24 protein-coding genes and 1 pseudogene are annotated in these 25,706 nt (G+C 62.1%); 9 read left to right on the forward strand and 16 right to left on the reverse strand.

The genetic code is table 11. The features are described from left to right. Position 1: 1 nt before the first annotated feature. From hisB to hisD, 3 genes are read right to left on the reverse strand one after another with little or no spacing between them, the layout of a single operon-like run. A complete protein-coding gene (hisB, locus tag ACLI1Q_RS08165; protein ID WP_239269977.1) occupies positions 2 to 604 on the reverse strand; it encodes an imidazoleglycerol-phosphate dehydratase HisB in 603 nt (200 codons plus the stop codon). 3 nt (positions 605 to 607) lie between these two features. After that, positions 608 to 1,720, reverse strand: a complete 1,113-nt coding sequence (locus ACLI1Q_RS08170; protein WP_239269976.1) for a histidinol-phosphate transaminase — start codon at positions 1,718 to 1,720, stop codon at positions 608 to 610. Continuing rightward, on the reverse strand, positions 1,721 to 3,031 hold the full coding sequence (gene hisD, locus ACLI1Q_RS08175) for a histidinol dehydrogenase (RefSeq protein ID WP_239269975.1): 1,311 nt from the start codon (positions 3,029 to 3,031) through the stop codon (positions 1,721 to 1,723). A 138-nt stretch (positions 3,032 to 3,169) separates the two neighbouring features. Between hisD and ACLI1Q_RS08180 the strand changes: the two genes are divergently transcribed. After that, positions 3,170 to 4,069: a YbjN domain-containing protein gene (locus tag ACLI1Q_RS08180; RefSeq protein ID WP_239269974.1), complete on the forward strand. Its 900-nt coding sequence runs from the start codon at positions 3,170 to 3,172 to the stop codon at positions 4,067 to 4,069. Here the strand turns inward: ACLI1Q_RS08180 and ACLI1Q_RS08185 are convergent. Then, positions 4,056 to 4,475: a hypothetical protein gene (locus tag ACLI1Q_RS08185; protein WP_239269973.1), complete on the reverse strand. Its 420-nt coding sequence runs from the start codon at positions 4,473 to 4,475 to the stop codon at positions 4,056 to 4,058. The two genes, ACLI1Q_RS08180 and ACLI1Q_RS08185, sit on opposite strands and share 14 nt — an antisense overlap. A 118-nt stretch (positions 4,476 to 4,593) precedes the next feature. Beyond that, positions 4,594 to 5,364 (reverse strand): hypothetical protein, encoded by a 771-nt coding sequence (locus ACLI1Q_RS08190; RefSeq protein WP_239269972.1) that lies wholly within the window; start codon positions 5,362 to 5,364, stop codon positions 4,594 to 4,596. 161 nt (positions 5,365 to 5,525) lie between these two features. On the opposite strand from ACLI1Q_RS08190, the gene ACLI1Q_RS08195 reads away from it, so the two are divergent. The 4 genes from ACLI1Q_RS08195 (at position 5,526) to ACLI1Q_RS08210 (ending at position 9,213) form a co-directional block, all read left to right on the forward strand. Beyond that, positions 5,526 to 6,059: a TetR family transcriptional regulator gene (locus tag ACLI1Q_RS08195; RefSeq protein ID WP_239269971.1), complete on the forward strand. Its 534-nt coding sequence runs from the start codon at positions 5,526 to 5,528 to the stop codon at positions 6,057 to 6,059. Positions 6,060 to 6,161: 102 nt separating this feature from the next. Beyond that, positions 6,162 to 7,514, forward strand: a complete 1,353-nt coding sequence (locus ACLI1Q_RS08200; RefSeq protein ID WP_239269970.1) for an exonuclease domain-containing protein — start codon at positions 6,162 to 6,164, stop codon at positions 7,512 to 7,514. 72 nt (positions 7,515 to 7,586) lie between these two features. Then, on the forward strand, positions 7,587 to 8,204 hold the full coding sequence (locus ACLI1Q_RS08205) for a hypothetical protein (RefSeq protein ID WP_239269969.1): 618 nt from the start codon (positions 7,587 to 7,589) through the stop codon (positions 8,202 to 8,204). Positions 8,205 to 8,214: 10 nt separating this feature from the next. Beyond that, positions 8,215 to 9,213: a GTP pyrophosphokinase family protein gene (locus tag ACLI1Q_RS08210; protein WP_239269968.1), complete on the forward strand. Its 999-nt coding sequence runs from the start codon at positions 8,215 to 8,217 to the stop codon at positions 9,211 to 9,213. On the opposite strand, the gene ACLI1Q_RS08215 is transcribed toward ACLI1Q_RS08210, so the two are convergent. The 4 genes from ACLI1Q_RS08215 to ilvA are packed head-to-tail and all read right to left on the reverse strand — an operon-like array spanning position 9,210 to position 11,747. Then, complete coding sequence (locus tag ACLI1Q_RS08215) at positions 9,210 to 9,599, reverse strand: RNA-binding S4 domain-containing protein (RefSeq protein ID WP_005283779.1); 390 nt, start codon at positions 9,597 to 9,599, stop codon at positions 9,210 to 9,212. The genes ACLI1Q_RS08210 and ACLI1Q_RS08215 overlap by 4 nt on opposite strands. Continuing rightward, entirely contained in the window at positions 9,599 to 9,838 is a 240-nt protein-coding gene (locus ACLI1Q_RS08220) for a hypothetical protein (RefSeq protein WP_005278507.1), read from the reverse strand. Before ACLI1Q_RS08220 ends, ACLI1Q_RS08215 begins: the two co-directional genes overlap by 1 nt. Then, a complete protein-coding gene (locus ACLI1Q_RS08225) occupies positions 9,835 to 10,479 on the reverse strand; it encodes a YigZ family protein (protein WP_239269967.1) in 645 nt (214 codons plus the stop codon). Before ACLI1Q_RS08225 ends, ACLI1Q_RS08220 begins: the two co-directional genes overlap by 4 nt. After that, positions 10,479 to 11,747: a threonine ammonia-lyase IlvA gene (ilvA, locus tag ACLI1Q_RS08230; RefSeq protein ID WP_239269966.1), complete on the reverse strand. Its 1,269-nt coding sequence runs from the start codon at positions 11,745 to 11,747 to the stop codon at positions 10,479 to 10,481. The genes ACLI1Q_RS08225 and ilvA overlap by 1 nt, the downstream gene beginning before the upstream one ends. A 122-nt stretch (positions 11,748 to 11,869) precedes the next feature. On the opposite strand from ilvA, the gene ACLI1Q_RS08235 reads away from it, so the two are divergent. After that, positions 11,870 to 13,738, forward strand: coding sequence for a choice-of-anchor I family protein (locus ACLI1Q_RS08235; protein ID WP_239269965.1), 1,869 nt, complete (start codon positions 11,870 to 11,872; stop codon positions 13,736 to 13,738). 277 nt (positions 13,739 to 14,015) lie between these two features. On the opposite strand, the gene dnaE is transcribed toward ACLI1Q_RS08235, so the two are convergent. Then, positions 14,016 to 17,588, reverse strand: a complete 3,573-nt coding sequence (dnaE, locus tag ACLI1Q_RS08240; RefSeq protein ID WP_239269964.1) for a DNA polymerase III subunit alpha — start codon at positions 17,586 to 17,588, stop codon at positions 14,016 to 14,018. Between the two features lie 45 nt (positions 17,589 to 17,633). Between dnaE and rarD the strand changes: the two are divergent. Beyond that, positions 17,634 to 18,592, forward strand: a pseudogene (gene rarD / locus ACLI1Q_RS08245) (EamA family transporter RarD). Here the strand turns inward: rarD and ACLI1Q_RS08250 are convergent. From ACLI1Q_RS08250 to lspA, 4 genes are all read right to left on the reverse strand, one after another. After that, positions 18,589 to 19,611: an HNH endonuclease signature motif containing protein gene (locus ACLI1Q_RS08250; protein ID WP_239269963.1), complete on the reverse strand. Its 1,023-nt coding sequence runs from the start codon at positions 19,609 to 19,611 to the stop codon at positions 18,589 to 18,591. The pseudogene rarD and the gene ACLI1Q_RS08250 overlap by 4 nt on opposite strands. A 61-nt stretch (positions 19,612 to 19,672) precedes the next feature. Continuing rightward, on the reverse strand, positions 19,673 to 20,212 hold the full coding sequence (locus ACLI1Q_RS08255; protein ID WP_239269962.1) for a hypothetical protein: 540 nt from the start codon (positions 20,210 to 20,212) through the stop codon (positions 19,673 to 19,675). After that, positions 20,209 to 21,135 (reverse strand): RluA family pseudouridine synthase, encoded by a 927-nt coding sequence (locus ACLI1Q_RS08260; RefSeq protein ID WP_005278479.1) that lies wholly within the window; start codon positions 21,133 to 21,135, stop codon positions 20,209 to 20,211. Before ACLI1Q_RS08260 ends, ACLI1Q_RS08255 begins: the two co-directional genes overlap by 4 nt. Then, entirely contained in the window at positions 21,128 to 21,628 is a 501-nt protein-coding gene (gene lspA / locus ACLI1Q_RS08265) for a signal peptidase II (RefSeq protein WP_023023023.1), read from the reverse strand. The genes ACLI1Q_RS08260 and lspA overlap by 8 nt, the downstream gene beginning before the upstream one ends. Before the next feature lie 32 nt (positions 21,629 to 21,660). Between lspA and ACLI1Q_RS08270 the strand changes: the two genes are divergently transcribed. Continuing rightward, positions 21,661 to 22,605 carry a hypothetical protein gene (locus ACLI1Q_RS08270; RefSeq protein WP_239269961.1) on the forward strand — a complete coding sequence of 315 codons (945 nt, stop codon included), beginning with the start codon at positions 21,661 to 21,663 and terminating at the stop codon, positions 22,603 to 22,605. Positions 22,606 to 22,611: 6 nt separating this feature from the next. Here the strand turns inward: ACLI1Q_RS08270 and ACLI1Q_RS08275 are convergent, their stop codons facing one another. Beyond that, positions 22,612 to 23,247, reverse strand: a complete 636-nt coding sequence (locus ACLI1Q_RS08275) for a hypothetical protein (protein WP_239269960.1) — start codon at positions 23,245 to 23,247, stop codon at positions 22,612 to 22,614. A 107-nt stretch (positions 23,248 to 23,354) separates the two neighbouring features. On the opposite strand from ACLI1Q_RS08275, the gene ACLI1Q_RS08280 reads away from it, so the two are divergent. Next, entirely contained in the window at positions 23,355 to 24,269 is a 915-nt protein-coding gene (locus tag ACLI1Q_RS08280; protein WP_239269959.1) for an asparaginase, read from the forward strand. Here ACLI1Q_RS08280 and ACLI1Q_RS08285 read toward each other — a convergent pair. Beyond that, positions 24,266 to 25,651, reverse strand: coding sequence for a DNA polymerase IV (locus tag ACLI1Q_RS08285; RefSeq protein WP_239269958.1), 1,386 nt, complete (start codon positions 25,649 to 25,651; stop codon positions 24,266 to 24,268). The two genes, ACLI1Q_RS08280 and ACLI1Q_RS08285, sit on opposite strands and share 4 nt — an antisense overlap. Between the last annotated feature and the right edge of the window lie 55 nt (positions 25,652 to 25,706).

Here is a 25,706-nt window from a genome sequence, read left to right on the forward strand (position 1 = left end):
GCTACAGGGCTCCCTTCGTTGAAGGGATGCCGGTCTGGCGCGGATCGTGGTCCACGGCAGCGCGCAGCGCGCGGGCTACCGCCTTGTATTCCGCCTCGGTCACATGGTGCGGATCGCGGCCGTAGCGTACGTTGACGTGCAGGGTAATGGCTGCGTGCGTGGCCAAGGATTCGAAGAAGTGGCGGTTAATCACCGTGGCATAGTGCCCGCCGATGACCTGCCACTGCAGGTGTTCCGGTTCGCCATTCATCACAAAGTACGCGCGGCCCGAAAAGTCCACTACCGCCTCTACCAGTGCTTCATCCATGGGCAGCAATTGGGAGCCGAAGCGGCGGATCCCGGCCTTATCCCCCACTGCTTCCCGCAGGGCCTGGCCTAATACGATGGCGGTATCTTCCACGGTGTGGTGGGCGTCTACCTCCACGTCACCGGTGGCCTTAACCTGCAGGTCAAAGAGCCCGTGTGTGGCAAATGCGGTAAGCATATGGTCAAAGAACGGCAGTCCAGTGGAAATGTCGCTTTTCCCAGTGCCGTCAAGGTCGATGGAAACGGTGATGTCCGATTCCGATGTAGCTCTTTGGGCACGCCCCACACGGTTTGTCATAAATCACTCCTTTGAAGTATCCGCTCCTACTGTAGTCGCTAGCTTTTCCGCCGCAGCCAGAAAGGCCGCATTTTCTTCTGGCAGGCCGATGGTCACGCGCAAATACCCGTCGATCCCTACATCGCGGATGAGCACCTCTTCATCCAGGAACTGCTCCCACACGCGGTGTTGATCCGCAAAATTGCCAAAGAAAAGGAAATTCGATTCGCTCGGCATGACGGTATAGCCCATCTCGCGCAGGCGACCTGCCACCATGTCGCGTTCGGCGGCGATGGTTTCCACGGTGGCGAGGGTATCTGCGCTGTGGCGCAGGGCCACAGTGGCCGCGGCCTGGGATAAGACGGATAGGTGATATGGCAGGCGCACCAGCATGATGGCCTCCACGAAGGCCGGATCCGCCACGAAGTAGCCGAGCCGCCCGCCGGCAAAGTCGAAGGCCTTCGACATCGTGCGCGAAACCACGAGCTTGGTGGGGTATTTTTCCAAAAGGCTCGTCGCGGACGGCGAGTCAGAAAACTCGGCGTAGGCTTCGTCGACGATGACGATGCCGGGGGCGGCATCGATAAGCGCGGCGATATCCTCCAAGCTGGTTACCCCGCCGGTGGGGTTATTCGGGGTAGTAACAAAGATGACGTCGGGCTGGTGCTCGGCCACCGCCGCTAAGGCGCGGTCCATATCGATGGCGAAGTTCTCATCGCGCGGGCACTCGATAAACCGGGTGTGGGTTCCGGCTGACAGGATCGGGTGCATGGAATACGACGGCGTAAATCCCAGCACGCTGCGCCCGGGCCCGCCGAAGGCCTGCAACAGCTGCTGCAGGATCTCATTGGAGCCGTTGGCTGCCCAGACCTGCTCGTAGGTGACATCCACGCCGGTTTGCTGCGAAACGTAGCGCGCTAGTTCGGTGCGCAGCTCGACCGCATCGCGCTCTGGGTAGCGGTTGAGCGAGCTGGCGCAGCGGCGGACCTCGTCCACGAGGGCATCGACAAGCGCGGGCGAAGGCGGGAAAGGATTTTCGTTGGTATTGAGCTGGTAGGCCACCCGCAGCTGCGGGGCGCCATAAGCGGTCTCGCCGCGCAATTCCTCGCGCAGCGGTAGGTCATGTAGCTGGGCCATTTATTTCTCCTCGAATCGGGCGCGGATGGCCTCCCCGTGGGCGGGAAGGCGCTCGGCATTGGCAAAGGCGATGACGTTGGGGGCGATTTCTTCCAGGGCGCCGCGGTCATAATCGATGAGGTTGACCGGCCGGAGGAAGGTGTGGGTGGAAAGCCCCGCGGAAAACCGCGCCGTGCCCGAGGTGGGCAGCACGTGGTTGGAACCGGCCGAATAGTCCCCCAAGGGCACCGGGGAATACGCGCCGACGAAAATGGCTCCGGCGTGGTTGATGCGCTCTGCCACGGCGCGCGCATCCGCGGTGTGGATTTCTAGGTGCTCGGCGGCATACGCATTCGCCACGGCGATGCCAGCGTCCACGGAATCCACCAGAACGATGCCGGATTGCTCGCCGGTAAGTGCCTCGGCGGCGCGGGCGGAGTTCTCCGTTGCCGTATAGCGGCGCTCGACCTCCTGCTGCACCTGCTGGGCCACGCTTTCCGATGCCGTAATTAACACACTTGCCGCCATCGGATCATGCTCTGCCTGGGAGATGAGATCGTAGGCCACGTAGACGGGGTTCGCGGTCTCATCCGCCAAGATGGCGATTTCGGTCGGGCCGGCCTCCGCATCGGTGCCTACCACCCCGCGCACCGCCCTTTTGGCCGCGGCGACAAAGATATTGCCCGGCCCGGTAATCATGTCCACGGGCTCTACGCCTTCTTCCGCATCTCCGTAGGCCAAAAGCGCTACCGCCTGACCCCCGCCGACGGCCCAGACTTCCTCCACGCCCAGCATGTGGCACGTTGCCAAGACCGTAGGGTGTGGCAGGCCGCCGTGCTCCTTTTGCGGCGGGGAGGCAACCACCAGGCTGGAGGCGCCGGCCTCTTGCGCGGGCACGGTATTCATGATGACAGAAGACGGGTAGACCGCCTTGCCGCCGGGCACGTAGAGGCCAACACGCTCGATGGGGCGGAATACCTCGGTCACGGTGGCGCCGGCGGCCAGCTGCGTGGTGTGCGACTCCGGCTTTTGGTCCGCATGCACGCGGCGCACCCTTTCAATGGAGGCCTCGATGGCCGCGCGCACCTGGGGATCAAGCTCGTCGGCGGCCCGCTGCAGTTCGGCCTGGTGGACGCGCAGGGACGGCGGGCGCACCCCATCGAATTGCTCCCCATAATCCAACGCCGCCTGGACGCCTTCGTCGCGCACCTTATTGACCATCGGCACGACGGTCCCCATGACGGAATTCACATCGGTGCCGCCGCGCGGAAGGACGCGGCGCAGCGTGGCGGGGCGAAGCTGTTGACCGCGGAGATCGATGGTTCGAAGCATTCCTGGCTCACTTTCTGGTTGATCACCGTGGGCTATATCTGTAGACAAACCAATATACTATCGCCCAAAGCGCCGCGGGGACACCCTCTTGGGCGATAGACTCAAAATCAACTTCCAGCGAAGGCGAGTGTGCGGTGCATGATGATCGAATTTGAATCCACCAGTCTTGAGCGGCACCTGCGCGCCATCGTCCGCAAGCTTGATTTTTCCTATTGGGCGCTATCAACTGGAGAACTCGTCATTTCCCATGGGCAGGCGGGGTCCACGCTGGTCTTTGTGTCGCAGACCGACGATGTGGTTGTCCACCTGCACACCACTCTGCGCGGCGCGGTTGACTTGGGCGAGGCCGCCGCGCTGTCCCGATTTATCACCAGTTGGAATGCCGATTGCCTCTACCCCACCGCCGTGCTGGACTATGACGAGGAGGGGTCGCTGGTGCTGTGTGGGCAGAGCCACTTCAGCACTGGAACTGCACCAACGCACGATCAATTGGCCGCTTTTGTGCCCGCCGCGCTCCGCGGCGCAGAGGTGCTCATTAGCGTGGCGACGCGCGAATTTCCGGCCCTGGCCCAAGAACCAGAGCTGTTGCTAGCTCAAGACGATGCCGCTTCCCCGCCCGCGGTCACCCTGGATTTCCTCGCGACCGCTCTGCCGCAGATAGGGATCGACCGCTTCCATAGCGATGGTGAAATCTGCCTATTTGCCCTCGTCAACTCCATCGCCTGCACCTTCACCCTCGACTCTGGGCCAAGCCTCATCATCACAGGCCGGTGGGACCTGAATGCGGATGAGGACGAATTCACCCGTTTGTTTTTGATCTGCAATGACTGGAACCGGGCAAACCACAGCGCCACGGCCTACTGCCGCGCCAGCGACGACGGCCTCCACGTCCACGTCGATGTGCCGACCCTGACCGGGGCGGGCCTTCACCAAGGCCAGCTGCTGCGGGTTTTAAGCCAGAGCCTCGATGCGATCCTGCACGCAATCGATGACATCGCGCGGGAATTCTGTGGCAGCTCCCCGGTCAAGTGGGCGTAACTACTTCCCTTTGCGCACTGGCCTCTTTGCCAGCCGTCTCCCAGTCCGCGTCGGAGCTAATAAACGCGGTGCACCAATAGGAAAACATGGCCAAAAATGGGGCTACCACCCAGGCCACGGCGGGAGAAAAGTTCGGCGCAAATTCCACGACGTCCCCGGGGTTCTCCGGCGGGTGCGTTGCGGTGATGCCACCAAAGACGTAGAAGGAAGCGGCACCGGTAAGCGCGCACAGCCCTACCCACAGCAGCATCGTGAGACCACGCCCGCGACGCTGCGCGAATGCGGCCAGTCCGAGGCACAGCCCCAAGAAACCCGTGACGAGTGCAAAGGTCATAAATGCGACGAATTGCGCGTTGCCCGCGGCTTCAATGGCGTAGCCGCCACCGTCGACAGCATGGCCGGTCATCGTAGGGCGCATAAACCCCCAGAGCGCGCCACAGATGCCGAAAACGAACAGGGAACACGCGAGGAGCCCCGCACCGAAACCGAGTGTGCGGGGCAAGCGAGCTTGGCGGGAAGACATTTTAGTTACAGAAGGTCCAGTTACCGTCCTCGCGGCGGAAACGAACGGTGGAGGTATCGGTACCGTCCGAGTTCGACACGCTCACGGTAGCAGAGGCATCATCGCCATTGACCACAACGTCATTGATCGATTCCAGCTTGGTGGAGGTAGGGATGGCCTCTAGCTGGTCGGCGAACTCGTTGATCTTGGCATTGCCCTGGCTTTGCTGGCGCATGGAGTTTGCGTATTCCGCAAAGGACTGGTTGGGCAGGCTATCGACGTAGTTGAGGTACTGCTGGAAATCCCCGGACTCGCCTTCGCGCACGGCCTTGCAGGCGTGGGCAGGCATGTATCCAAAGTAGTCCTTAACATTGTCAATCTCATGCTGCCCGCGCACCAACTGCTCAATGGCCTGCTTATCGCCATCGCTTGCTTCTTGCCCACCTTCAATGGGCTTGATGTCCTGGGCGTTGGCGAAGGGATCGTCCTCATTCTCAATGGGGTTCGCGTTGGTGCCCTCATTGCCGCCTTCTTCGCCCTTCTCCTTAGGCTCCTCGGCGGCCTTTTTCTTGTCCTTTTCTTCCTTTTCCTTCTTTTTATCCTTATCTGCGTCTTTGTCCTCAGACTTTTTCGCCGATTCCTTCGCGGAGGTCTCAGAGGACGAGGAAGCAGACGAAGACGACGTGGTCTTCGTCGAATCGTCCTCGTCATTTGAGCTGCATGCAGCTAAGGCAAGCGGGGCAACCATAGCGACCGCAAAAAGGGACTTCTTAGCAGGGGTCAAAAAGGACAAGGGAGAGCTCCTGAATCAATCTTTCGAATGCGAAGCCGCCTCACGACGGGTTCTTATGTCCCCGCAATCTTAACAATGCAAGTTTGCAAGGGACATTATTGCAGTCTGAAAAGTACCTGTGAGCTATTCCTTGGCGCGGCGAAACACGTACAATTTCCACTGTGCAACTACATCGCGAGGCCATCATCGACGCCGCCACGACCCTATTGAATACGTATGGGCTTGCCGATGTCACCATGCGCCGCGTCGCCTCCTCCCTCGGCGTTGCCCCGGGCGCACTGTATTGGCACATCGCCAATAAGCAGGCGCTCATCGCCGCTCTTGCCGAAGATATTATCGCCCCCGTCGCCGGTTCCACGCTGGAAGAAATTAGCCTGCACCTGCGCAAATTGCTCCTGGCCCGGCGCGATGGCGCGGAAGTTGCCATCGCCGGCCTCTCCCAGCCGGATTCCACGGCGTGGGATCACCTCGTCGCACAGTTTAGCTCCGCCACCTGCCCCGATTTCGATGATACTGCCCGCAAGGCCGCCGCCCTTTCCGCCGTGCACCTCGTCCTAGGCGCCACGCTGCTCGAGCAATCCCAGCGCCAGCTTTTAGAAACCACCGGCGGAGCTACCCCGGCGGACTACCGCGCCGATTTGGTGCGTGGCGTGCGTATTATCAATGCCGGATTGCAGCACAGCGGGACGGATTAAAACGCTTCACCCCCGCGGCGGATTTCTGCTAAGCACAAGCGAGTACGATCTCTGTGCAGCACCTCCCCCTTAGATTCTCACCTCAGAAGAAAGGCCATTTTCGTGTCGTATCCCGCGCATGGCGTATCCATCGATGTCACTGCGGAAAAAGTCGTGCTTCACCGCAGCCTGCTCTCCCGCAGCTTAGGCGCTCCTGCCACCGCAGAAATCGCGCTCGATACCATCGATGACCTGCGCGTCCACGGACCCACCGCCACCGGTTTTGGTTCCTTGTCCTTAGGCAGCGCCGGCAGCATTGCCTTCGCGCCGCACCAAGATCCCCACAGCGTGGCGCGCGCCATTAAGGCGGCGCAACAGGGCGACACACCCGCGGAAGCCCCAACCCCATCCACTAACGAGGAAACCCCAGGGCTTGATTTCGTCGCGGTTGATGTAGAAACCGCCAATGATAATTGGGGTTCCATCTGCCAGATCGGTGCCGTGCGTTACCGCGATGGCGAGGAAACCGCGTCCCAGTCGTGGCTGTGCACCCCTCCCCCAGGCTTGGAGCACTTTGCAGAAATCAATATCTCCATCCATGGGATTACCGCCGCCGATGTCGAGGGGGCCACGCCCTTTGCCACAGCGGCCGCAGAGCTCTTTGATTTCATCGGCAGCGATGTCATCGTCGCGCACAATGTCCAGTTCGACTCTTCCGCGCTGCGCTCCGGATTGCTGGCCGCCGGCGCCGATGTCCCCACCGTCCCGTTGGCCTGCTCGCTCGCTTTGTCCCGCGATGCGTCCAAGCAAGGTATTATCTCGGTAGCCAACCACAAGCTTCCCACCGTGGTGAAACACCTCGGCGGCGACTCTTTTACCCACCACGATGCCACAGAGGACGCCCGTGCCGCCGGCACCATCATCACCGGGTTGGCCCAGCGCTTCGTGCATACCGGAAGCATCACCGATCTCTTCACCAGCCGCGAGTTTAGCCTCGGCCGGCTCGAGTCCGCGGCCATCCTGCCGGTCCTGCGCGCGCATACCGCGCCCACCTCCGGCGACGATCTGGGCGCCGGTACCGATTTCCGCGATTCCACTCGCTCCGCCGGAACCAACAAGAAGCCCTCGTCTTCTGGCCGGGCGCCGTGGCAGGCCGTGGCCACCCCGGATACCATCCCAGATCCCAATCCCGATGCCGATCCAAAGGGCGCGCTCTACGGCCAGCACGTCACCCTGACCGGCGATTTCGAGCCGTACGATAAGGGGCTGCTGTGGCAGGGCATCGCCAAGCGCGGCGGGCAAGTGGGCAAAAACGTCACCAAGAAGACCACGCTGCTTGTCGTCGGCGAATGGGCGAAGAAGACCTCCAAGGAAAAGCGCGCCGAAGAGCTGCAGAAAAAGGGTCAGGACATCACCATGTGGTCCGGTGCCCAGCTCTTTTCTGAACTCGAGCTCGACGCCGAGCCGCCTTTTTAAGCCCGCAGGGAACCACCCGGCCATTTCTCCAGTCCAATAGGGGCGGATACTCACGACCCTGGAGAAATCACCATGACCCTTACGCTCGACGCTCCCCGCCCCACCACCGCTAATTTGCTGCCGGCGCTCTTCGCTCGGTCGTGGATTAAGCACCAGCGGCTTTCCGATGACGGCTTTTGCGACTCCCTTGCCACCATCCAGCTTTCGCCCAACTTGTCGATGGCGCTGGTCTTTCCCGGGCAGCGCACTTTTCGCAGGCTTAGCCACCGCGGCCTCGCGGACCTCGATGTTTCGGCCCGACAGGCGTGGAATTGCGCCTCGCATAACCTGCAGCGCGCCGCGCTCGACTCGCAGGGCCTGCGCTTTTGGACGCGCCCGGCCCACTGCGCCCTGCCGGCCGCAGCGCCCTATGGCGGCCTGCAAGTTCGCTCCCACGGCGCCCCGGTTTCCTCGTGGTTGGCCCACCCAGAAACCTTCACCGTGCTGGATAAGCACATGCGCCGCCTCATGCGCTCGCATTCTTTAACCTACCTGGTGCCTGATTCCGCGACGGTTTTTGTCTTCGCCCACTTACCCGATGAGTATGCCCGCGACCTCGCCCGCGCCGCCGCCGAACAACTTCCCCGCCATCGCACCGTTTTACATTCGCGCCCGCTAGTATGGTCTAACGGATTTCCCCGCGAATTATGAGAGGAGCACCATGGCGGAAAGCAGGATGTCGAGGCTGAGCAATCAGTACCACGCCTGGACCCGCAGCCACCCCACGGCGGCGGAGGATTTTCGCACCGCCATCGAGGATCTACTCAATGACGCCGGCATCATCTTTGACCGGGTATCCACGCGCGTCAAGGCGTGGTCTTCGCTCAAACGCAAGGCCAAGAAGCGGGGCGAGGGCGGCGATTTCATCTACCCCACCCCGTGGGACGATATCCACGATGTCATGGGCGTGCGCGTTACGCTGTACCACTCCACCACCATTCCCAATGCGCTAGACGTGCTGGGCGAGTCCTTCAAGGTCGTGCGCTCTGTAGATAAGGCGGCCGAGACCCGCATTTCCGGCGGTTTTGGCTACGGTTCCCACCACCTGGTGCTCACCGTGACGGACGATAGCGCGGCGGCCATGGAAGAGCTCGCCGATTTCGTGGGTTGGACCTTTGAGGTGCAAATCCGCACCGTGCTGCAGCACGCGTGGGCGGAATTCGAGCACGATATCCGCTATAAGCAGGGCCCTACCCCGCCCTCGCCCGAGGTCGACCGCCTTTTTACGCTGGCCGCCGGCCTCATCGAACTAGCCGATCAGCAATTCGATGAAATCGCCGCGCTCAAGGCCCCGCGCACGGAGACGGACACGGACGTGGAGCTTACTCCGGAAACCCTGCCTGGCGTCCTAGCCATCATTTTGGGCAACCGCTTCCCACTTTCGCGCTCGGAGCACTACCGCTTCCTCGCGGAAATCTTGGAGGAAAACGATATCCGGTCCTTGGACCAGCTCGAGCAGCTGCTTGACGATGACGCCATTGCCCACGTCCACGACACCATGCACTATCGCTTTCGGCCCGGCCAAGTGCGCCTTATCGATGACCTCTTGCTCAATAAATTTGGCAAACAGCATATCGAGGCCACCGCTGAATCCGGCGACCGCGCCGGCCGCCGGCGCCGCCTGAACGCGCGCCTTAAGGCGCTGCGCGCTAATTCCTAGCGGAACCCGCCGCGGAATTTTTCCATATCGCGGCGTTCCTTCTTCGTCGGCCGGCCCGCACCGCGGGGGCGCACCGGCACGGACGGCATGAACTCCTTGGGCGGTGGCGGAGGCGCGTGATCGGTATAGCAGGTGCGCGCCACCGGCGCGCCCACGCGCTTGGCGACGGTAGCCAGCACCTCCAAATCGTGCTCGTGGTGGTTGCGCCACACGCGCACCCTATCGCCTGGCACGACTTGTTGCGCGGGTTTGACCGCTTCACCGTTGATTTTCACGTGCCCGGCGCGCACCGCGGTGGCCGCGGCGGATCGGGTTTTGAACATGCGCACCGCCCATACCCAAGCATCAATGCGGACGGGGCGGCCGCTTGGCTGCGGGGTAGGCATTAATAATTATTGTGGTTCTCGTTGACGATTTTGCGGATCTTCAACCAGTTATACCCGCCGCCCACCACGGCGATGATAAGGCCCAAAACCATCCAAGCGGCCAAATTAGCAGATAGCACACCTAAAACAACTCCTGCGCCGAGGCCACCGGCAACGGAAATAACGGCGTTGCGGGAGTGCTTGCGCACCTGCTGCTTGCGCTGCGCAATGGGGTTATTCGGTCGCTGCTGCATAGTCATGACCCAGATCCTACCTCAACCCAAGCAGAACCTGCTTCGCGCGCGCTGATTTCACCTTGGGAAAGCGCGGCGAGCATCGCCTGGAGCGCATCGAGCCCACCCGGGCGCACGGCGACGGTAAAGGTTACGGCTGCACCGTACTCGGTATCGGTGATATCGATGCCGCGCCCGCGCAAATCCGCTTCGAGGCGCCCGGCCGTGGCGTGCGGGCATTCCACCGTATAAAGCTCCCGGCGCGCCCGAGTGACCGCCTCAACCTTCTCCATGGCCTCGCTGACCGCCCCGCCATAGGCATGCACGAGGCCGCCCGCGCCCAGCTTGATGCCGCCGAAGTAGCGCACGACCACCGCGCAAATATCAAGCATTCCAGAGCCTTTCACCACATCCAACATGGGTTTTCCGGCCGTCCCGGAAGGCTCGCCATCATCGGAGGAACGTTCCACTGGGTTCGCGTCGTCGACGTGGTAGACATAGGCGGAGCAATGGTGGCGGGCATCGGGAAAGCGCTGGCGGGCGGCATCGATAAACGCCCGCGCTTCTTCCTCGTTTGTGACCCGGCCGATCAGGGCAATAAACCGCGAGCGTTTGATCTCATTTTCGTGTTCCACCTGGCCGGTGGGGCGCCGATACGTATCGCGCATTAGGCCACCAGGAAATCGTACTCGGGGGTATTCGGCTGCAGGTGCTGCACCGAGATCTTGGACTCGGCCATCCGCTCCTTCAGCCCCGCCAGGTCCTCGGCGCGGCTTAGCTGTATGCCCACCAGCGCGGCACCGGTCTCGCGGTTATTGCGCTTGAGGTACTCAAAAAGAGTGATGTCATCGCTGGGGCCCAGGATTTCAGATAGGAAGTGGCGCAGCTGGCCCGGTTCCTGCGGGAAATTGACCAAGAAGTAGTGCTTCAGGCCGCGGTGCACCAGGGAGCGCTCCATGATTTCGGCGTAGCGCAGCACGTCATTATTTCCCCCAGAAATCACGCAGACCACCGTCGAACCCGGTTCTAGCGGCACCCGCTGCAGCCCGGCCACGGACAGCGCACCGGCGGGCTCGGCGATAATACCCTCATTTTGATACAGGTTGAGCAGGTCCGTGCACACCGCCCCCTCAGAGACCGTGTCCCAGTGCAGGCGCGATTGGTTGGCCTCCAAAATCTCATACGGCAGCGAGCCCAGGCGCTTGACCGCCGCGCCGTCGACAAACGGATCCACGCTCTCTAGCGCCACCGGCCCGCCATTGCGGAAGGCTGCTCTTAGCGATGCCGCCCCTTCCGGCTCCACACCCACCACCTTCGCGTGCGGTGCCATATCCGCCATATAGGAGGTGATGCCAGAAATCAGCCCACCGCCGCCGACGGGCACGACGATGGTATCGACCGAGGCGCCCTTGGCCGAAAGCTGCGCCAAGACCTCCGCGGCCACGGTGCCCTGGCCGATGATCGTATCGCGGGCATCGAAGGGCTCGATGAAGGTGGCGTGGCGCTCGGCGGCATCGGCATGCGCGGCGGCCGCGGCCTCGTCAAAGTTGGCACCCACTACTACGAGTTCCACTTGGTCTCCGCCGTGCACGTGGATGCGGTCGCGCTTTTGCATGGGCGTGGGCTCCGGGACGAAAATCTTGCCCGGAATCCCCATGGTGCGGCACGCATAGGCCACGCCTTGTGCATGGTTGCCTGCCGATGCCGTCACGATGCCCCGCTCCCGCTCCTCCTGCGACAAGCTGGAGATGCTATTGAGCGCGCCGCGTATCTTATACGAGCGCACGTCCTGGAGATCCTCGCGCTTTAAATAGACCTCACAGCCCGTTTCCGCAGAAAGCCGGGGGCAATACTGCAGCGGCGTCGGCGCGATTTCGGAACTGATACGTGCCTGTGCCTGCTGGATATCGGATGCGTGGATGGTCGATTCAGTCATGATTGCAGAGTCTACTCGTCCTACCTAGTGCTCGACCGATTCACCTAGATTTCATTCCGGTTTAGCGTGACTGTTACGTGGTTTGGAGACAATGGAGTGCTCCACACGAAAGGACTCTCTCTATGTTTAAGCGCACCTCTATCGGCGTGGCTGCCTGCCTTGCGCTCAGCTGCGCCCCGGCCGCCAACGCGCATATCGTCGATAATGTTTTAGAACGCTCCGCCGACGATGCTGCGGTAAAACTAAGCCCCATCGGCTCGTATGAAGCCGGGGTCATGGGCAAATCAGCAGCGGAAATCGTGGCCTACCACGCCGCCTCCCAGCGCATTCTCACGGTGAACGCGCAATCGGGCAAGGTGGATATCCTGGATGCTTCCGATCCCGCCAACCCCACCAAGGCGGCCGAGGTTTCCGCCGGCGGCGATAAGGAAATCAACTCCGTGGCCGTGCGCCCCGATGGCCTCGCCATCGCCGCCGTGCAGCAGGGAGACAAAACCGAAAACGGCGAGGCCCTGATTTTCGATGCCGCCTCCGGCGACGAGCTCGGTCGCGTGCCGCTCGGCGCGCTGCCGGATAACGTGCACATCACTAATGACGGCGCCTATGCCTTGACCGCGAATGAGGGCGAGCCCTCCGATGAGCTCACCGCCGACGGCACCGAATACGCAAAAGATCCAGAAGGTACTGTATCGGTCATCTCCCTGCCAGACGGCGTCCAGGCCCCCTCCGCTGCGGATGTCCGCACCGCTGATTTCCGCGCCTTCGACGGCTCAGATGCAGAACTCGACCCGTCCATTCGCGTCTTCGGCCCAGAAAACCACCACAATAAGCCTTCGCTCGACTTCGAGCCGGAGTATATTTCCTCCGCCGATGGCAAGGCCTATGTCACCTTGCAAGAAAACAACGCCATCGGCGTGGTCGATATCGCCTCCGCCACCGTAGAAAAGGTGCTGCCCGCCCACATCGCGGACCACTCCGTTGTCCCCATCGATCCCTCCAATAAGGACGGCGCGGCAAAGCTGCGCACGATCCCTGTGCAAGGGCTATCCATGCCGGATTCGATTGGTGCCTTTCAAACCAACGGCCAGACCTACTTCGCCACCGCCAATGAGGGCGATGCCCGCGATTGGGGCGGCTACACCGATGAGGTCAAGCTAAAAGATCTTGTTGAAGAGGGCCAGGTCTGTGATTCCGTCGACCTGCCAGAAGGCATCGAGGACAAGAAATACGCCGGCAACCTCAAGTTGAGCAATGCCTCTGGGTGGAATGAGGAACAGGGCTGCTTCGATGGCCTGTATTCCTTCGGGTCCCGCTCCTTTAGCATTTACGATGCCGAGGGCAACGTCGTCTTCGATTCCGGTTCCGACTTCGAGGAAATCACCAAGGACATCGAGGGACTTAACTTCAATGCCGATAACGAAGACCCCGACTTTGACGATCGCTCCAATAATAAAGGCCCCGAACCGGAAGCCCTGACGATTGGAACAGTTGGCGATCGCACCTATGCCTTCATCGGCATGGAGCGCGTGGGCGGCATTTTCGTCTACGACGTCACCGACCCCGCTCATGCCGAGTTCGTCACCTATACCAACAATCGCGATTTCGCCGTGGACTATGACGAGGACAATGTTGCCGTCACCAGCTTGGCCGGCGACTTGGGCCCAGAGGGGTTGGCGTTCGTTAGCAAGGAAGACTCGCCTACTGACGATGCCCTCCTTATCGCCGGCAACGAGGTGTCCGGGACCACTACTATCTTTTCTGTCGCCGATCTCGTCGGTGGCTCCCAAGATGAAGACGGCGACGCTCCTGACGATGCCCCCGGGGCATGGCTGCCTGGTGACGGCTCCAGCAGCATCGCGAAGGGCGTTGGAATCATCGCTGGCGTCATTGCCCTCGGCGCCATGTTGAGTGGTGTTCTACACTTCATGCCGCAGGTAGCCGATCAGTTCTATAAGATGCTTCCAGAACCGGTCCGCCAGCTACTTCCGTAGATTTCGGTATTAAAGCGGTGGCGGTTGGGGCGCGCGATCAGCTCTTCAGCCACCGCCTACTTGCTCCGCTTGTACTGCATTGCCAGCGGTAATCGCGCGGGAGCTTGTGCGATTTCACAAATCCGAGTCGTGGACGGCACGCCAACTTCTGAGACAAACGCAATTATTCCTCTGCACGCGAGCGGTCTTCACAATTGGCCCACCGTTACCGCAGGTGCAGCGAAATTGCTTTCTCTGAGCGGCGGTAACAGTGTCCATAGAAGGTGCAGGAGAGTTTCTATCCCAAAATACCTGCACCCATCGTGGCCTTCAGGTCTCCCATGAGGTTGCCCGATCGTTCCACGCGGAGGTGCTCACCGAGGACCATGGTGGTGGATTGGTCGCCCTCGACAAGCTCAAGATAGACATCGGACTCACCGTGGTTTTTAACCAAGACCTGCTTGAGTCGGGCGATATTTTCCATCGTGCACTGGTCCGTGCGCATGGTCAGGCGCAGCGGCAGGCTCGCGCCACCGCCTGGACCCAGCTCGGGAACGCGAATATCGGAACAAAACAGCGACCGGCGCTCATCGCGCACCTTCACGTTGACGCGCGCCAAGATAATGTTGTCTTCCACAATATGCGGCGCCGCCAGCGAATAGACCTTATTGAACACCAAGATCTCTACCTGCGCGCCGTTGTGGTCTTCTACCGTGACAATCGCCCACGGGGAACCATCGCGCTTAGAAAAGCGGCGGTCCACACCGGAGATGATGCCGCCGATGATGAGTTCTTGGCCATTGTGTACCTCGTCGTTGAGGATCTTGGTCAGCGGAGTATTGGTCTGCGCAGCTAGGGCCTCTTCGAAACCATCAAGTGGGTGGCCAGAAACGTAGAGACCCAGCATCTCTCGCTCGAGTGCCAACTCGTGCTTGCGATCCCACGAGTCGTCCGGAACATCAATGGCAAAGGCGCCTTCAGAGGAGGCATCGTCGCCACCGCCGAATCCGGCAAAGAGGTCGAATTGCCCCTTATCCGCCGCCTTCTTGGTGGTCTGCACGGCATCAACGGCGTCCTCGTGAATAAGCATCAGCCCCTTGCGCGGCTGCTGGAAATCATCAAAGGCACCGGCCTTGATCAGCGCCTCGGTCACGCGCTTGGAACACGCTGCCAAATCGATCTTGTCGAGGTAATCGCTAAAGGACGTAAACGCCCCCTTTGCCTTGCGCGAGGCAATGATGGATTCGACCACTTCAGAGCCCACGTTGCGGATAGCGCCCATGCCGAAGCGAATATCCTCGCCCACAGCTTGGAAGTCCTCCTCGGACTCATTGACCGAGGGCGGCAAAACGTTAATGCCCAAGTGGCGGCAGTCCGACAAGTAGATGGCGGACTTATCCTTCTTATCGCCCACAGAGGTCAACAGCGCAGCCATATATTCCGGCGCGTAGTAGGCCTTGAGGTAGGCCGTCCAGAACGAGACCAACCCGTAGCCTGCGGCGTGGGACTTGTTAAACGCGTACGACGCGAAGGGCTCGATGGTCCCCCACAGCGCATCCATGGCGGATTTAGAGTAGCCATTTTCTTGCATGCCGCCCCAGAATTTATCGTATTGCTGGGCCAGGACCTCGGGCTTTTTCTTACCCATCGCCTTACGGAAGCCATCTGCCTCGCCGGCGGTGTAGTTCGCCACCTTCTGCGAGATACGCATGATCTGCTCCTGGTAGACGATGAGACCATACGTCTCATCCAGGATTTCCTTCAGCGGTTCCTCGAGTTCAGGGTGGATCGGGGTGATTTCCTTACGCCCGTTCTTGCGGTCGGCATAATCCCAGTGGGCGTTGACGCCCATCGGGCCAGGACGGTACAGGGCCAAGGAGGCCACGATGTCTTTGAAGCCGGTAGGCTTCATGCGCTTGAGCAACTCCTGCATACCGCCGGAGTCCAGCTGGAACACGCCCAAGGTATCCCCGCGCGAGAGCAGGTCATAGACCTTGGAGACCTTGGGGTCATCGGCATGCAGCTGCTCGAGCTGCACTTCTTCGCCACGGTTGCGCTTGATGTTTTCGATGGCATCGCCGATAACGGTGAGGTTGCGCAGGCCCAGAAAGTCCATCTTCAGCAGGCCAATGGCCTCGCAGGCGGGGTAATCCCAGCCGGTGATATAGGCGCCATCGGCAGGCCGCTTCCACATCGGGATGTGGTCCATCAACCGCACCGAGGCCATAATCACAGCACAGGCGTGCACACCAGCCTGGCGAACAACGCCCTCCAAGCCGCGCGCGGTGTCATAAATCTTTTTCACATCCGGGTCGGATTCCACCATCTGGCGGACCTCGGCGGCCTCGGAATAGCGCTCGTGGTCGGGGTCAGTAATGCCCCGCAACGGAATATCCTTCGCCATAATCGCCGGCGGCAGTGCGCCGTTGATGCGGTCAGCCATCTGGAAGCCGGGCTGGCCAAAGTGCACCTTGGCGGAGTCCTTGATGGCCTGCTTGGTTTTCACCGTGCCGAAGGTAATGACCTGGGCAACCTTGTCCTCGCCCCAGCGCTCGGCGGCATAGGTAATCATCTCGCCGCGGCGGCGATCGTCGAAGTCGATATCGATATCGGGCGCGGACGGGCGCTCGGGGTTCAAAAAGCGCTCGAAGAGCAGGTCATGTTCCAGCGGATCGATATTGGTAATGGTCAGTGCATAAGCCACGAGCGCACCCGCCGCAGAACCACGGCCGGGCCCAACACGAATGCCCACCGAACGCGCATACTTAATAAGCTCCGCCACGATGAGGAAGTAGGACGGGTAGCCCTTCATCTCAATCACGGAAATCTCGTACTTGGCGCGCTCGATATACTCCTCCGGCACATCGCGCCCGGGGAACCGCCGCTGCAGCCCCTCCATCACCTCGTGGGTCAGCCAGGAGGTGGGGGTGTGGCCCTCGGGGACATCGGCAATGGGCATGCGGTCGTGGGTGTGTTCCTCCCACACCTCGCTGTAGTCTTGCACGCGCTCGGCAATCCACAGGGTGTTATCGCAGCCATCGGGAATCAGGTCATCCCAGGTATCGCGCATCTGCGCGGCGGACTTGATGTAGTAGCCGGTACCGCCGAACTTGAAGCGGTCCGGGTCCATGAACGTCTTACCGGTCTGCACGCACAGCATGGCCTCGTGCGCCGGCGCCTGGGACTCCAACACGTAGTGGCAGTCATTGGTCACCAGCGGCGGCAGGTCCAGCTTGCGGCCGATTTCGAGCAGCCCATCGCGCGTGCGCTTTTCGATGTCCAGCCCATGGTCCATCAACTCCAAGAAGAAGTTGTCCTTGCCATAGATGTCTTGCCACATCGCCGCGGCCTCGAGGGCCTCGTTGAATTGACCGAGGCGCAGGCGGGTCTGCACATCGCCGGATGGGCAGCCGGTGGTGGCGATGATGCCATCGGCATGCTCGGCGATGAGCTCTGCATCCATGCGCGGCCACTTTCCCAGCTGGCCTTCGTAGGAGGCGAGCGAGGACAAGGTGAACAGGTTGCGCAGCCCGGTGGCGTTTTCCGCGATCATCGTCTGGTGCAAGTACGCGCCCGAGGCGGAGACATCGTCGCGCTTTTGGTCGGGGGTGCCCCACAGCACGCGCTTTTTATTAAAGCGCGATTCCGGGGCCATGTAGGCCTCGATGCCGATGATGGGTTTAACCCCGGCGCTGGTCATGCGCTTATAAAAGGCATCGGATCCATACATATTGCCGTGGTCTGTCATGCCCACGGCGGGCATGTTTTGCTTGACCACCTCATCAGCCAACATATCGACCTTGGCCATGCCGTCCAGCATGGAGAACTCGGTATGGTTATGCAGGTGGACGAAGGAGGAGTTTTTGGCCATGCGGTCATCTTAGCGGGGCGGTCAAGATGACGATATTATGCGGTGATGATCTACACGCTTGCCGCATACATCATGTGGGGGTTCTTCCCCGCGTTCTTCCCGCTCCTGCTGCCGGCCACGCCGCTAAAAATCCTCGCCCACCGCGTGTTGTGGACCGCGGTTATCGTCACGGCATTTTTAGTATTCAGCGGTGGCTGGCGCGAATTGGTCCGCATGGACAAGCGCACGTGGGGCTGGCTTGCCGCCGGGGGCGTATTTATCACGGTCAACTGGGGCACCTATGTGCTGGCGATTAATACCGATCACGTGGCCGATGCCGCTTTAGGCTATTTCATCAATCCCCTGGTATCGGTGGCGCTCGGCATGATCTTCTTAAAGGAGCAGCTGCGCCCATGGCAGGCGACCACCGTCGCCGTGGCGGCAATCCCGGTGCTGTATCTGACCTTCTTTACCGGCCAGGCGCCGTATATCTCGCTGCTGTTGGCGGCATCGTTTGGCATCTACGGGCTTATCAAGAAGCAGGTGCGGGTATCGGCAGCGGTCTCGGTCGCGGCGGAGGCTTTGGTGGTCTCCCCGTTGCCATCGCCTATATCGTGTGGATCGAGCAGGCGGGCCACGGCACGTTCACTTCGGAAGGCACGCCACACATGCTGCTCTTAATCAGCGCCGGCCTGATCACCGCGCTGCCACTATTGTGCTTTGCCCAAGGCGCGCGGACGCTGCGCTTGTCGACGATCGGCATGCTCCAATACCTCACCCCCATCATGCAGATGCTGTGGGCGCTCTTTGTCACCCAAGAGCACTTCTCCACGCACCGGTGGATTGGTTTCGGCATCATCGGCGTAGCGGTCAGCATCTACATTGCGGATCTCATTCGCGTTCGCCAAAGCGCGCCGCGCAAGAGTGCGCGGCGCGGGAGAATGCGAAATGGTTGCGCGCGCAGGAAAACGGCGCGTAATGGTCGCCGCCGAGGGGCGGGCCTTGGGCCCAAAGCCGTGGGTTAACTGGGGCCAGTATCAACAAGGTCCGGCGGTGGCGGCTGCCAGGGTTTAATCCACCGCACGCCGCCGTGCACGCGCTCGAACCGGCCATTGCGGGGGCGGGCCGCGCGGTCGTCGTCATTGCGGCCGTTGTGGTGCGGGCACGCTACGGTGAGGTTCTTGGCATTGGTCCAGCCGCCGCCGGCCCAGCTATAGATGTGGTGAACCTGGCATTCATCGGCTGGGCGGTGGCACCCGCGCACCGGGCAGACGGGGTTTTCAGCGGCAGCCATCATAAATTGCTTCCACGTTGCCCCGCGCCGCATGCGGTACAGGTTCACCGGCCCCTCCACGGGGTGGATTAGGGTGATAAAGCCTTCCTCCGCCATCGCGCGCTGGGCCAGCTCGGCGCCGCTTATCTGCGCGCCGTTGGTCATGGTGACCGTCACGTCTTTATCGCCCTGCACAACGGCGCTCAGCTTATCCAGCGGGATTACCACGTTGGTGCGCACGGTGGAGGTGGAGGCGCCGGAGTGGAAGAGGGCGGCGACATCGGCAAGCGTGCCTGCTTGGTTATGCAGCTCCGCGACGAGGTTGGAACTGCCCGTAATCGTCAGCGTCCATGGTTTGCCGGCGGCGCGGCGGCGCAGCCTAACGCCTGGTTTGGGTTCGCGCGGCGGGCGCAGCGCGCGCACCTTCTTGCGGGCGAGCTTGTCCATCGCCTGAGTATCGGCCGATACCTGGGCAAGCTCCGCGCGCAGGGCCCAGGCCCGGGCTTGGGTGGGCGCGCGACGGGCGTATTTTTCGATGACCTCCAACGTCGGCAGCGAATGCCCATTGCGGCGCGCCCCCTCGACCGCTCGGCGCTGGCGGCGCGTAAAGCTGGTCGGCCCGAAATAGATCTGGGAAAGGTGGGCTATCGACGCGGCGGCGGCATCCGGCATGCCGGCGGCCGTCAGCTCGGAGGCGGGCATATCGGCGGCCTCGGCGAGGATATCCATCGCCGAGTTTAAAGCCGCAATATATGCCCGAATGTGTTCCATGCCCCCGATGCTAAGCCGCCACCCCTGCATCCCGCGCGGCGAAGCGTTCAGGATGGCAAATTTAGCTGGGTGGGCGCACGGCGAAGCTGCCCCAGGCGGCATCGGCAGGCGCGGGCTCGACAGCGGCGACGGCGGGGAGGGAGGCGACATCGGCAAGCTGAGTGCCCGTGCCCCACACCACGGCGGCGCTCACCGCGCTGGGGCGCTGGCCGTAGGAGGCGCCGATGCGATCGAAGGTGCGGTTAATCACCGCGGCGCGATCCTCGCCGGCAACGGGCTCCGGCACCGCGATGGGCGCGGTCGAGCCCATGAGGATGGCGTCCATGCGCGGAATATCAGTCAAGGCGGCGGCCACGGCGACGGGGGGCAACTCGGTATCGAAGGTGACCAGCGCATACGTGGTGGCATCCGGATCGATGTCCATGGAATTGACGCGCTCAATATACTCCGCGCGGGACTCCCCATCCGGGCCTAGCTGATCGCCTTGCACCCGCGTGGATGCCTGCGTGCCCAGCGTGCCAAAAAGCACCAGGGCCACCACGATCGCCACCAGCACCAGCGCCAAGGCCGCTAGGCGGCGCCGCCGATAAAACTTCCTCATCCCTGCAGGCGCTCCAGGGCCTGTTGCAGGTCATCGGGGTACGGCGCGCGGGCTTCGAACCACTTTCCGGTGCCGGGGTGGGTAAAGCCCAGCTGCACCGCATGCAGCCACTGGCGCTCGAGTCCTAGGCGGGCAGAAAGTTGCGGGTTCGAGCCGTACATGGGATCGCCAACGCAGGGATGCCCGGTGGCGGACATGTGGACGCGGATTTGGTGGGTGCGGCCGGTTTCCAGGTGCACCTCGATGAGGCTGGCCTCGCGAAAGGCCTCGATGAGGCGGTAATGGGTGACCGCGGCCTTGCCATCGTCAAGCACGGCGAATTTCCAGCCCGACTTCGGGTGCCTGCCGATGGGCGCATCGATGGTGCCTTCAATCGGATCGGGCAGGCCCTGGACCACCGCGTGATAGGTCTTTTTCACGGTCCGGTGCTTAAACGCATGCTTGAGTGCCGAATAGGCGCGCCCGGAGGAAGCCACGACCATGACCCCGGAGGTGCCCACATCCAGGCGGTGGACTATGCCCTGGCGCTCGGTAGGGCCAAGCGAGGCCACGTTATACCCTGCCGCACGCAGCCCACCGATGACCGTCGGACCATCCCAGCCCACGCTCGGGTGCGCGGCGACGCCCACTGGTTTGTGCACGCAGATGATATCGGCGTCGCTATATAAAACGTCCATGCCCTCTACCAACTCCTCGCGCGGCAGCAGGGGTTTTTCCGGCTCCGGGAGCAGCACCGAAACCACCTGGCCGGAAGCTAGGCGCTCGGATTTACCCAGCTCCTGCGAATCTACGGTGACCCCGCCTTCGGCGCAGAGCTGGGCAGTGGCCGAGCGCGAGAGGCCAAGGAGCTTGGCCAGCGCGGCATCGGCACGCATGCCCTCCAACCCCTCTGGAATGGGAAAACTGCGCAATTGCCTATTCATTTTCCGCCCTCCGTTCCGCGAGCAGCATGGCGCCGATGAAGATGACGACGCCGCAGGTAATGGCCGCATCTGCGATATTAAAGACCGCGAACGAGCCGACCGAGATATAGTCCACGACGTGCCCGAACCAGAAGCCCGGGTCGCGGAAGATGCGGTCCGCAAAATTGCCCAATGCCCCGCCAGCAATGAGCGCCAGCCCCAGCGCCTGGCCCGTATTGTGGATGCGCGGGGCGGCGATGGCCACACCTAGGACGAACGCCAATTGAATGGTGGTAAACAGCCAGGTCGATCCCTCGCCGCCGATGGAAAACGCCGCGCCCGGGTTAAAGAGCAGGGTAAACCTGAACCAGTCCCCGATGACATAGTGCGGCACACCCTCCGTCAGGACGGTCAGCATAAGTTGTTTTACGGCTTGATCCACAACCGCCACGGCGATGACCACCGCGGCGATAAGACCTGTCTGACTCCTTCGTTTTTGGCTCACCCACATCATTCTAATCAGGAGCGTCCGGTATTTTGGTAAGCGTGTTTCGAGTCAAAGTTTTTACAGCCCTTTCCGCCGTCGCCGTAGCGCTAAGCGCCTGTTCTTATGAGACCCCCGGCCCCGCCGTGGAACAGCCCGTCGGCCTGACTATCGATGCCCCGCGCCTGACCGTCGAAGAGGCCGGAACCGGTGAGAAGAAATTGCTGGAATATCACGACATCGATTCCTCGCAGGAGGTAACCTACCGCGCCACGGAGGGATTTTCGCAGGATTTGCTGAATAAATCCGCCGCGGCCGATTTCCAGGCCGCCGACGTGGATAAGGAGACCACTACCCTGCCGCTTTCAGCTTCCGTGGATAAAGCCACCGAGGACGTCGAGGACCAATTGCCGGCCTCGCGCAACGCGTTTGTCACCGCAGGGGATCCGGAATACTCCGGCGATACCGATGTCTCTTCCGCTGACGGGTTCCAATTTGGCTGGCGCGGCCAAGACAACGGCCAGATGAATTCCCTGCGCTTGGCCGCCCCGCAGGAGGCGAGCGATGAGGCGCGCGGCACCGTCGAACAGGCGATCATGAAGCTGACCGCGCTGCCCATCGTCTTTCCGGAAGAAGAGGTGGGCACCGGCGCGACGTGGACGGTAGATTCGCGCGTGACAGGGGAATCCACGCTCTTGCAGACGACCCGCTATACGGTCAAGTCCATCGATGGTGACCGCGTCACGCTATCCGTCGAGGTGGAACAACGCCCCACCCTGGGCGCATTATCCTTCGAAGGTCAGGCCGAGGGCACGGAGTTAGAAGATAAGGAACTCGACGTGCTGGATTCTTCCACCAACTCCTCGGGCAGCATCACGGTAGATCTAACGAAACCGCTCCCCGTGGGCGGTGACGTCTCCTTCGATACGAAGGTAACCTACGGCACCGCCGATTCAGACCTGCGCGTCGTGCAATCAAGCCTGACGGAGCTGGCGTTTTCCGAGTAACAGGACTTACTCGGCGGGGGCCTCTACGGGAGCTTCGGCAGGCGCCTGTTCTGCGCCGGCCGCGGGGGCATCGCCCTGGGCTGGTGCGCCGTCGCCCTCATCGGCAGGCAGCGCGCCCGCACCGGTATCGGCGCACATCTCCGGCACCTGCTCAGGCGGCACCGTGTTTTGGATCAGCGTGCAGGCCCAGGTCTTCGATAGCTTCCAGGTGCCGTCCTGATAAATGAACTCCACCTGGTCCGCGGTCTGCTCCTGGCCATCGGCCGTGGAGAAATTCACCGTGGTCAGCACGGACTGCGGGTCATAGCCGGGCAAAACCGGATCCACGACCGCGAACTCCGCGCCGGATTCCTCCTTAGAGCGCGCCATGGTGTCAAAGATCTCCGGGGCGGATTCGCCGCCTTCCACGGTGGCGGTCTTTTCTTCCTGCGATGCCTCCGGATCCGTGGCCTTTGCCAGGATGGCGTTCAAATCGGCGGCGGTTGGCCGTGCGGGGGCCGCGGAGTCGCCGTCAGCGGACGCGGATTCGCTGGATTCACTGTTCTTGGTGGTGTCTTCTTGCTCGTCATCAGAAGAGCAGGCGGACAGGGCGGCCGCCGCGCTCAATGCGAGGCACGCGGCACCAAATTTGCGGAATTTCACTTCTCACTCCTCACGTCTGGGGTATAAACTCCCATCAGTTTACATTTGCACCAGCTTTTCTGGTCCGCGCCTGCCGCCTCGGCGCGTCTTCTTTTATTCTGGGAAGCATGACTAACCTCGCCCTCATCGCCACCGGCGGCACGATTGCCTGCACCACTGTGTGGGATGGTTCCCTCGTCCCCACCGTCACCGGCGCGCAGCTCGCGGCCGATATCGACGCCGAAGTGGTGGAATTTCGCCAGCTCGATTCCTCTTCTATTACGCTCGCGGACCTCGACGAGCTCATCGCGGTAGTCAACGAGCAGACCGCCCGCGCGGACATCGACGGCGTCATCATCACCCACGGCACCGATTCCATGGAGGAGACGGCGATGGCGCTGGAAATTTTTTGCGCCGACGATACGCCCATCGTGCTCACCGGCGCGCAGCGCTCCTACGATCACCCGCACCCGGATGGCCCGCGCAATCTCCACGATGCGCGCGAGCTCGCCCGCAGCGGGCAGCCCGGCGTCTTCATCCGCTTTGGCGGCATGACCATCCCGGCGCGCGGGGCCCGCAAGCAGCACACCTTCGACCTGCGCGCTTTTGAGTCCCTGCGGGTCCCGGATGCCACCCCGCGGCTGCAGCCGCAGCCCTTGGCGCCGCACCCGGTAGAAATCATCCCTGCCTACCCCGGCGCGGGGCGCGTGCTTGTCGATGCCGCCCGCACTTCCGCCGCCGGCCTCGTCATCGAGGCCATGGGCGCGGGCAATATGAGTGGGGATATGGGCCGCGCGCTTGCCGATGCCCTCAGCGACGACCTCCCCGTCGTCATTTCCACCCGCACCCCGTACGGCGCGACCGCGATGTCCTATGGCGGCGATGGCGGCGGCGCGAGCCTGCGCAGCCTGGGCGCGATCAACGCGGGGGCCTTCAGGCCCAGCCAGGCGCGTATTCTTTTGGCCGCAGCGCTGGCCACAGGCACGAATCCTGCCGAGGTATTCCGGCAAAACCCTGATCCCAAGCGCTATGTTGCTATCTAGTCTTGGGTTTCCAGCCAGTCCTGCCAGTCTAAGGAATCGAGCGGGTCGGCCGGCACCAACTCTGGGTCGCTAGCGGCGAAGGATTTAGTGCGGCCAGGCCCGGTCGAACGGGTTTCAAAACGCACGCTGACCACCCCGTGCCCGGTGCCCTGGATCCACCCGTGGCCAAAATCCGGGTGGTAGACGTCTTGGGTGGCGCGCCACTGATCCTCCACATCGTCTTCGACCACGACGGTGGTCGGCGCCGGTGGCGGGGAGTCATCGCTCACGCCCGTTTCATAGTCGCTATCCGGCAGCACGGGCCGCACGATTTCGCGGTCGAGCTCCGGAAACAGTACGTCTTGGCGCGCGGCTTCCAGCCCGGAATAGCTCACCCCCACCAGGCGGATGGGGCCCAGCTCATCCGGGTAGCGGGCCAGCTTGAAGGCGGCGGCAGTCAATACCTCTAGGTCATCGGTGGCATAGGCCAGGGTGGTCGAGCGCGATTCGATGTGGAAATCTGCCATTCGCAGCTTGACCGTCACGGTTCGCGCGCCGCGGCCATCTTTAAGCAGGCGGCGATGCGCGCCCTCGGCCGCGCGGGTAATCGCCGCATCCACATCCGGTACCGTCAGCAGGTCCTTGGAATAGGTATGCTCCGTGGAGATCTGCTTGGAAATCGCGCGCGGTGCCACTTCCCTATCGTCGATGCCTTGCGCCAGCTGCCACAGCTGCAATCCGACGACGCTGCCGATGGAGATTTCCACCTCCTTTTGGGTCATGGCGGCCAGCGCGCCGATGGTCTCCACCCCGATGCCCTTGAGCTTGGCCTCCGTAACCGGCCCGACGCCCCACAGCTTCCCCACCGCGAGCGGATGGAGCATCTCCAGCTGCTTTTCCGCTGGGATGACATAGGTGCCATCGGGTTTGGCTTCACCGGAGCCGATCTTGGCAAATTGCTTGCCGGAGCCCGCACCGATGGAACACGGCAGGCCCGTTTCCTCGCGGATGAGCGCGCGCAGGCCGTCCGCCCACTGTTGTACCTCGTCCGCCGTCGCACCCACCAGCGCCTCTGGCTCCATAAAGGCCTCATCGATGGATAGCTGCTCGATGACCTCGACGTGCTGAGAAATGATCTCAAATACCCGGCGCGAGGCCGCCGAATACACCGCCCGGCGCGGGCTGACCACCACCGCGCGCAGGCCCACCAATTGCTGGGCGCGATACATCGGCATCGCCGAGTGCGCGCCGTACTCGCGCGCCTCATAGGACGCGCCGGCGACGACCCCGCGGCCGCCAACCCCACCGACGAGCACCGGCCGGCCCTGCAAAGTCGGTCGGGTCAGTTGCTCGACGGAGGCGAAAAACGCATCCATATCGATGTGTAAGACCCAACGTTGCATGCCCTCCAGTCTAAGCCACGCCAACCCCGGAATTGGGAATAGGTTGACGCTTAAA

It is taken from the genome of Corynebacterium limaceinasi (genome assembly GCF_046717465.1).
Classification (GTDB): Bacteria; Actinomycetota; Actinomycetes; order Mycobacteriales; family Mycobacteriaceae; genus Corynebacterium.

Excerpts from the sequence above, each read along its gene's own strand:
- ACLI1Q_RS08255 (WP_239269962.1), bottom strand. The coding sequence starts at position 20,212 with ATGAGGAAGTTTTATCGGCGGCGCCGCCTAGCGGCCTTGGCGCTGGTG.
- ACLI1Q_RS08280 (WP_239269959.1), top strand. The coding sequence starts at position 23,355 with ATGACTAACCTCGCCCTCATCGCCACCGGCGGCACGATTGCCTGCACC.
- ACLI1Q_RS08205 (WP_239269969.1), top strand. The coding sequence starts at position 7,587 with ATGACCCTTACGCTCGACGCTCCCCGCCCCACCACCGCTAATTTGCTG.
- ACLI1Q_RS08180 (WP_239269974.1), top strand. The coding sequence starts at position 3,170 with ATGATGATCGAATTTGAATCCACCAGTCTTGAGCGGCACCTGCGCGCC.
- dnaE (WP_239269964.1), bottom strand. The coding sequence starts at position 17,588 with ATGGCCAAAAACTCCTCCTTCGTCCACCTGCATAACCATACCGAGTTC.
- hisD (WP_239269975.1), bottom strand. The coding sequence starts at position 3,031 with ATGCTTCGAACCATCGATCTCCGCGGTCAACAGCTTCGCCCCGCCACG.
- ACLI1Q_RS08225 (WP_239269967.1), bottom strand. The coding sequence starts at position 10,479 with ATGCGCGATACGTATCGGCGCCCCACCGGCCAGGTGGAACACGAAAAT.
- ACLI1Q_RS08285 (WP_239269958.1), bottom strand. The coding sequence starts at position 25,651 with ATGCAACGTTGGGTCTTACACATCGATATGGATGCGTTTTTCGCCTCC.
- lspA (WP_023023023.1), bottom strand. The coding sequence starts at position 21,628 with ATGATGTGGGTGAGCCAAAAACGAAGGAGTCAGACAGGTCTTATCGCC.
- ACLI1Q_RS08260 (WP_005278479.1), bottom strand. The coding sequence starts at position 21,135 with ATGAATAGGCAATTGCGCAGTTTTCCCATTCCAGAGGGGTTGGAGGGC.
- ACLI1Q_RS08210 (WP_239269968.1), top strand. The coding sequence starts at position 8,215 with ATGGCGGAAAGCAGGATGTCGAGGCTGAGCAATCAGTACCACGCCTGG.
- ACLI1Q_RS08235 (WP_239269965.1), top strand. The coding sequence starts at position 11,870 with ATGTTTAAGCGCACCTCTATCGGCGTGGCTGCCTGCCTTGCGCTCAGC.
- ilvA (WP_239269966.1), bottom strand. The coding sequence starts at position 11,747 with ATGACTGAATCGACCATCCACGCATCCGATATCCAGCAGGCACAGGCA.
- ACLI1Q_RS08170 (WP_239269976.1), bottom strand. The coding sequence starts at position 1,720 with ATGGCCCAGCTACATGACCTACCGCTGCGCGAGGAATTGCGCGGCGAG.
- ACLI1Q_RS08215 (WP_005283779.1), bottom strand. The coding sequence starts at position 9,599 with ATGCCTACCCCGCAGCCAAGCGGCCGCCCCGTCCGCATTGATGCTTGG.
- ACLI1Q_RS08220 (WP_005278507.1), bottom strand. The coding sequence starts at position 9,838 with ATGACTATGCAGCAGCGACCGAATAACCCCATTGCGCAGCGCAAGCAG.
- hisB (WP_239269977.1), bottom strand. The coding sequence starts at position 604 with ATGACAAACCGTGTGGGGCGTGCCCAAAGAGCTACATCGGAATCGGAC.
- ACLI1Q_RS08250 (WP_239269963.1), bottom strand. The coding sequence starts at position 19,611 with ATGGAACACATTCGGGCATATATTGCGGCTTTAAACTCGGCGATGGAT.
- ACLI1Q_RS08185 (WP_239269973.1), bottom strand. The coding sequence starts at position 4,475 with ATGACCGGCCATGCTGTCGACGGTGGCGGCTACGCCATTGAAGCCGCG.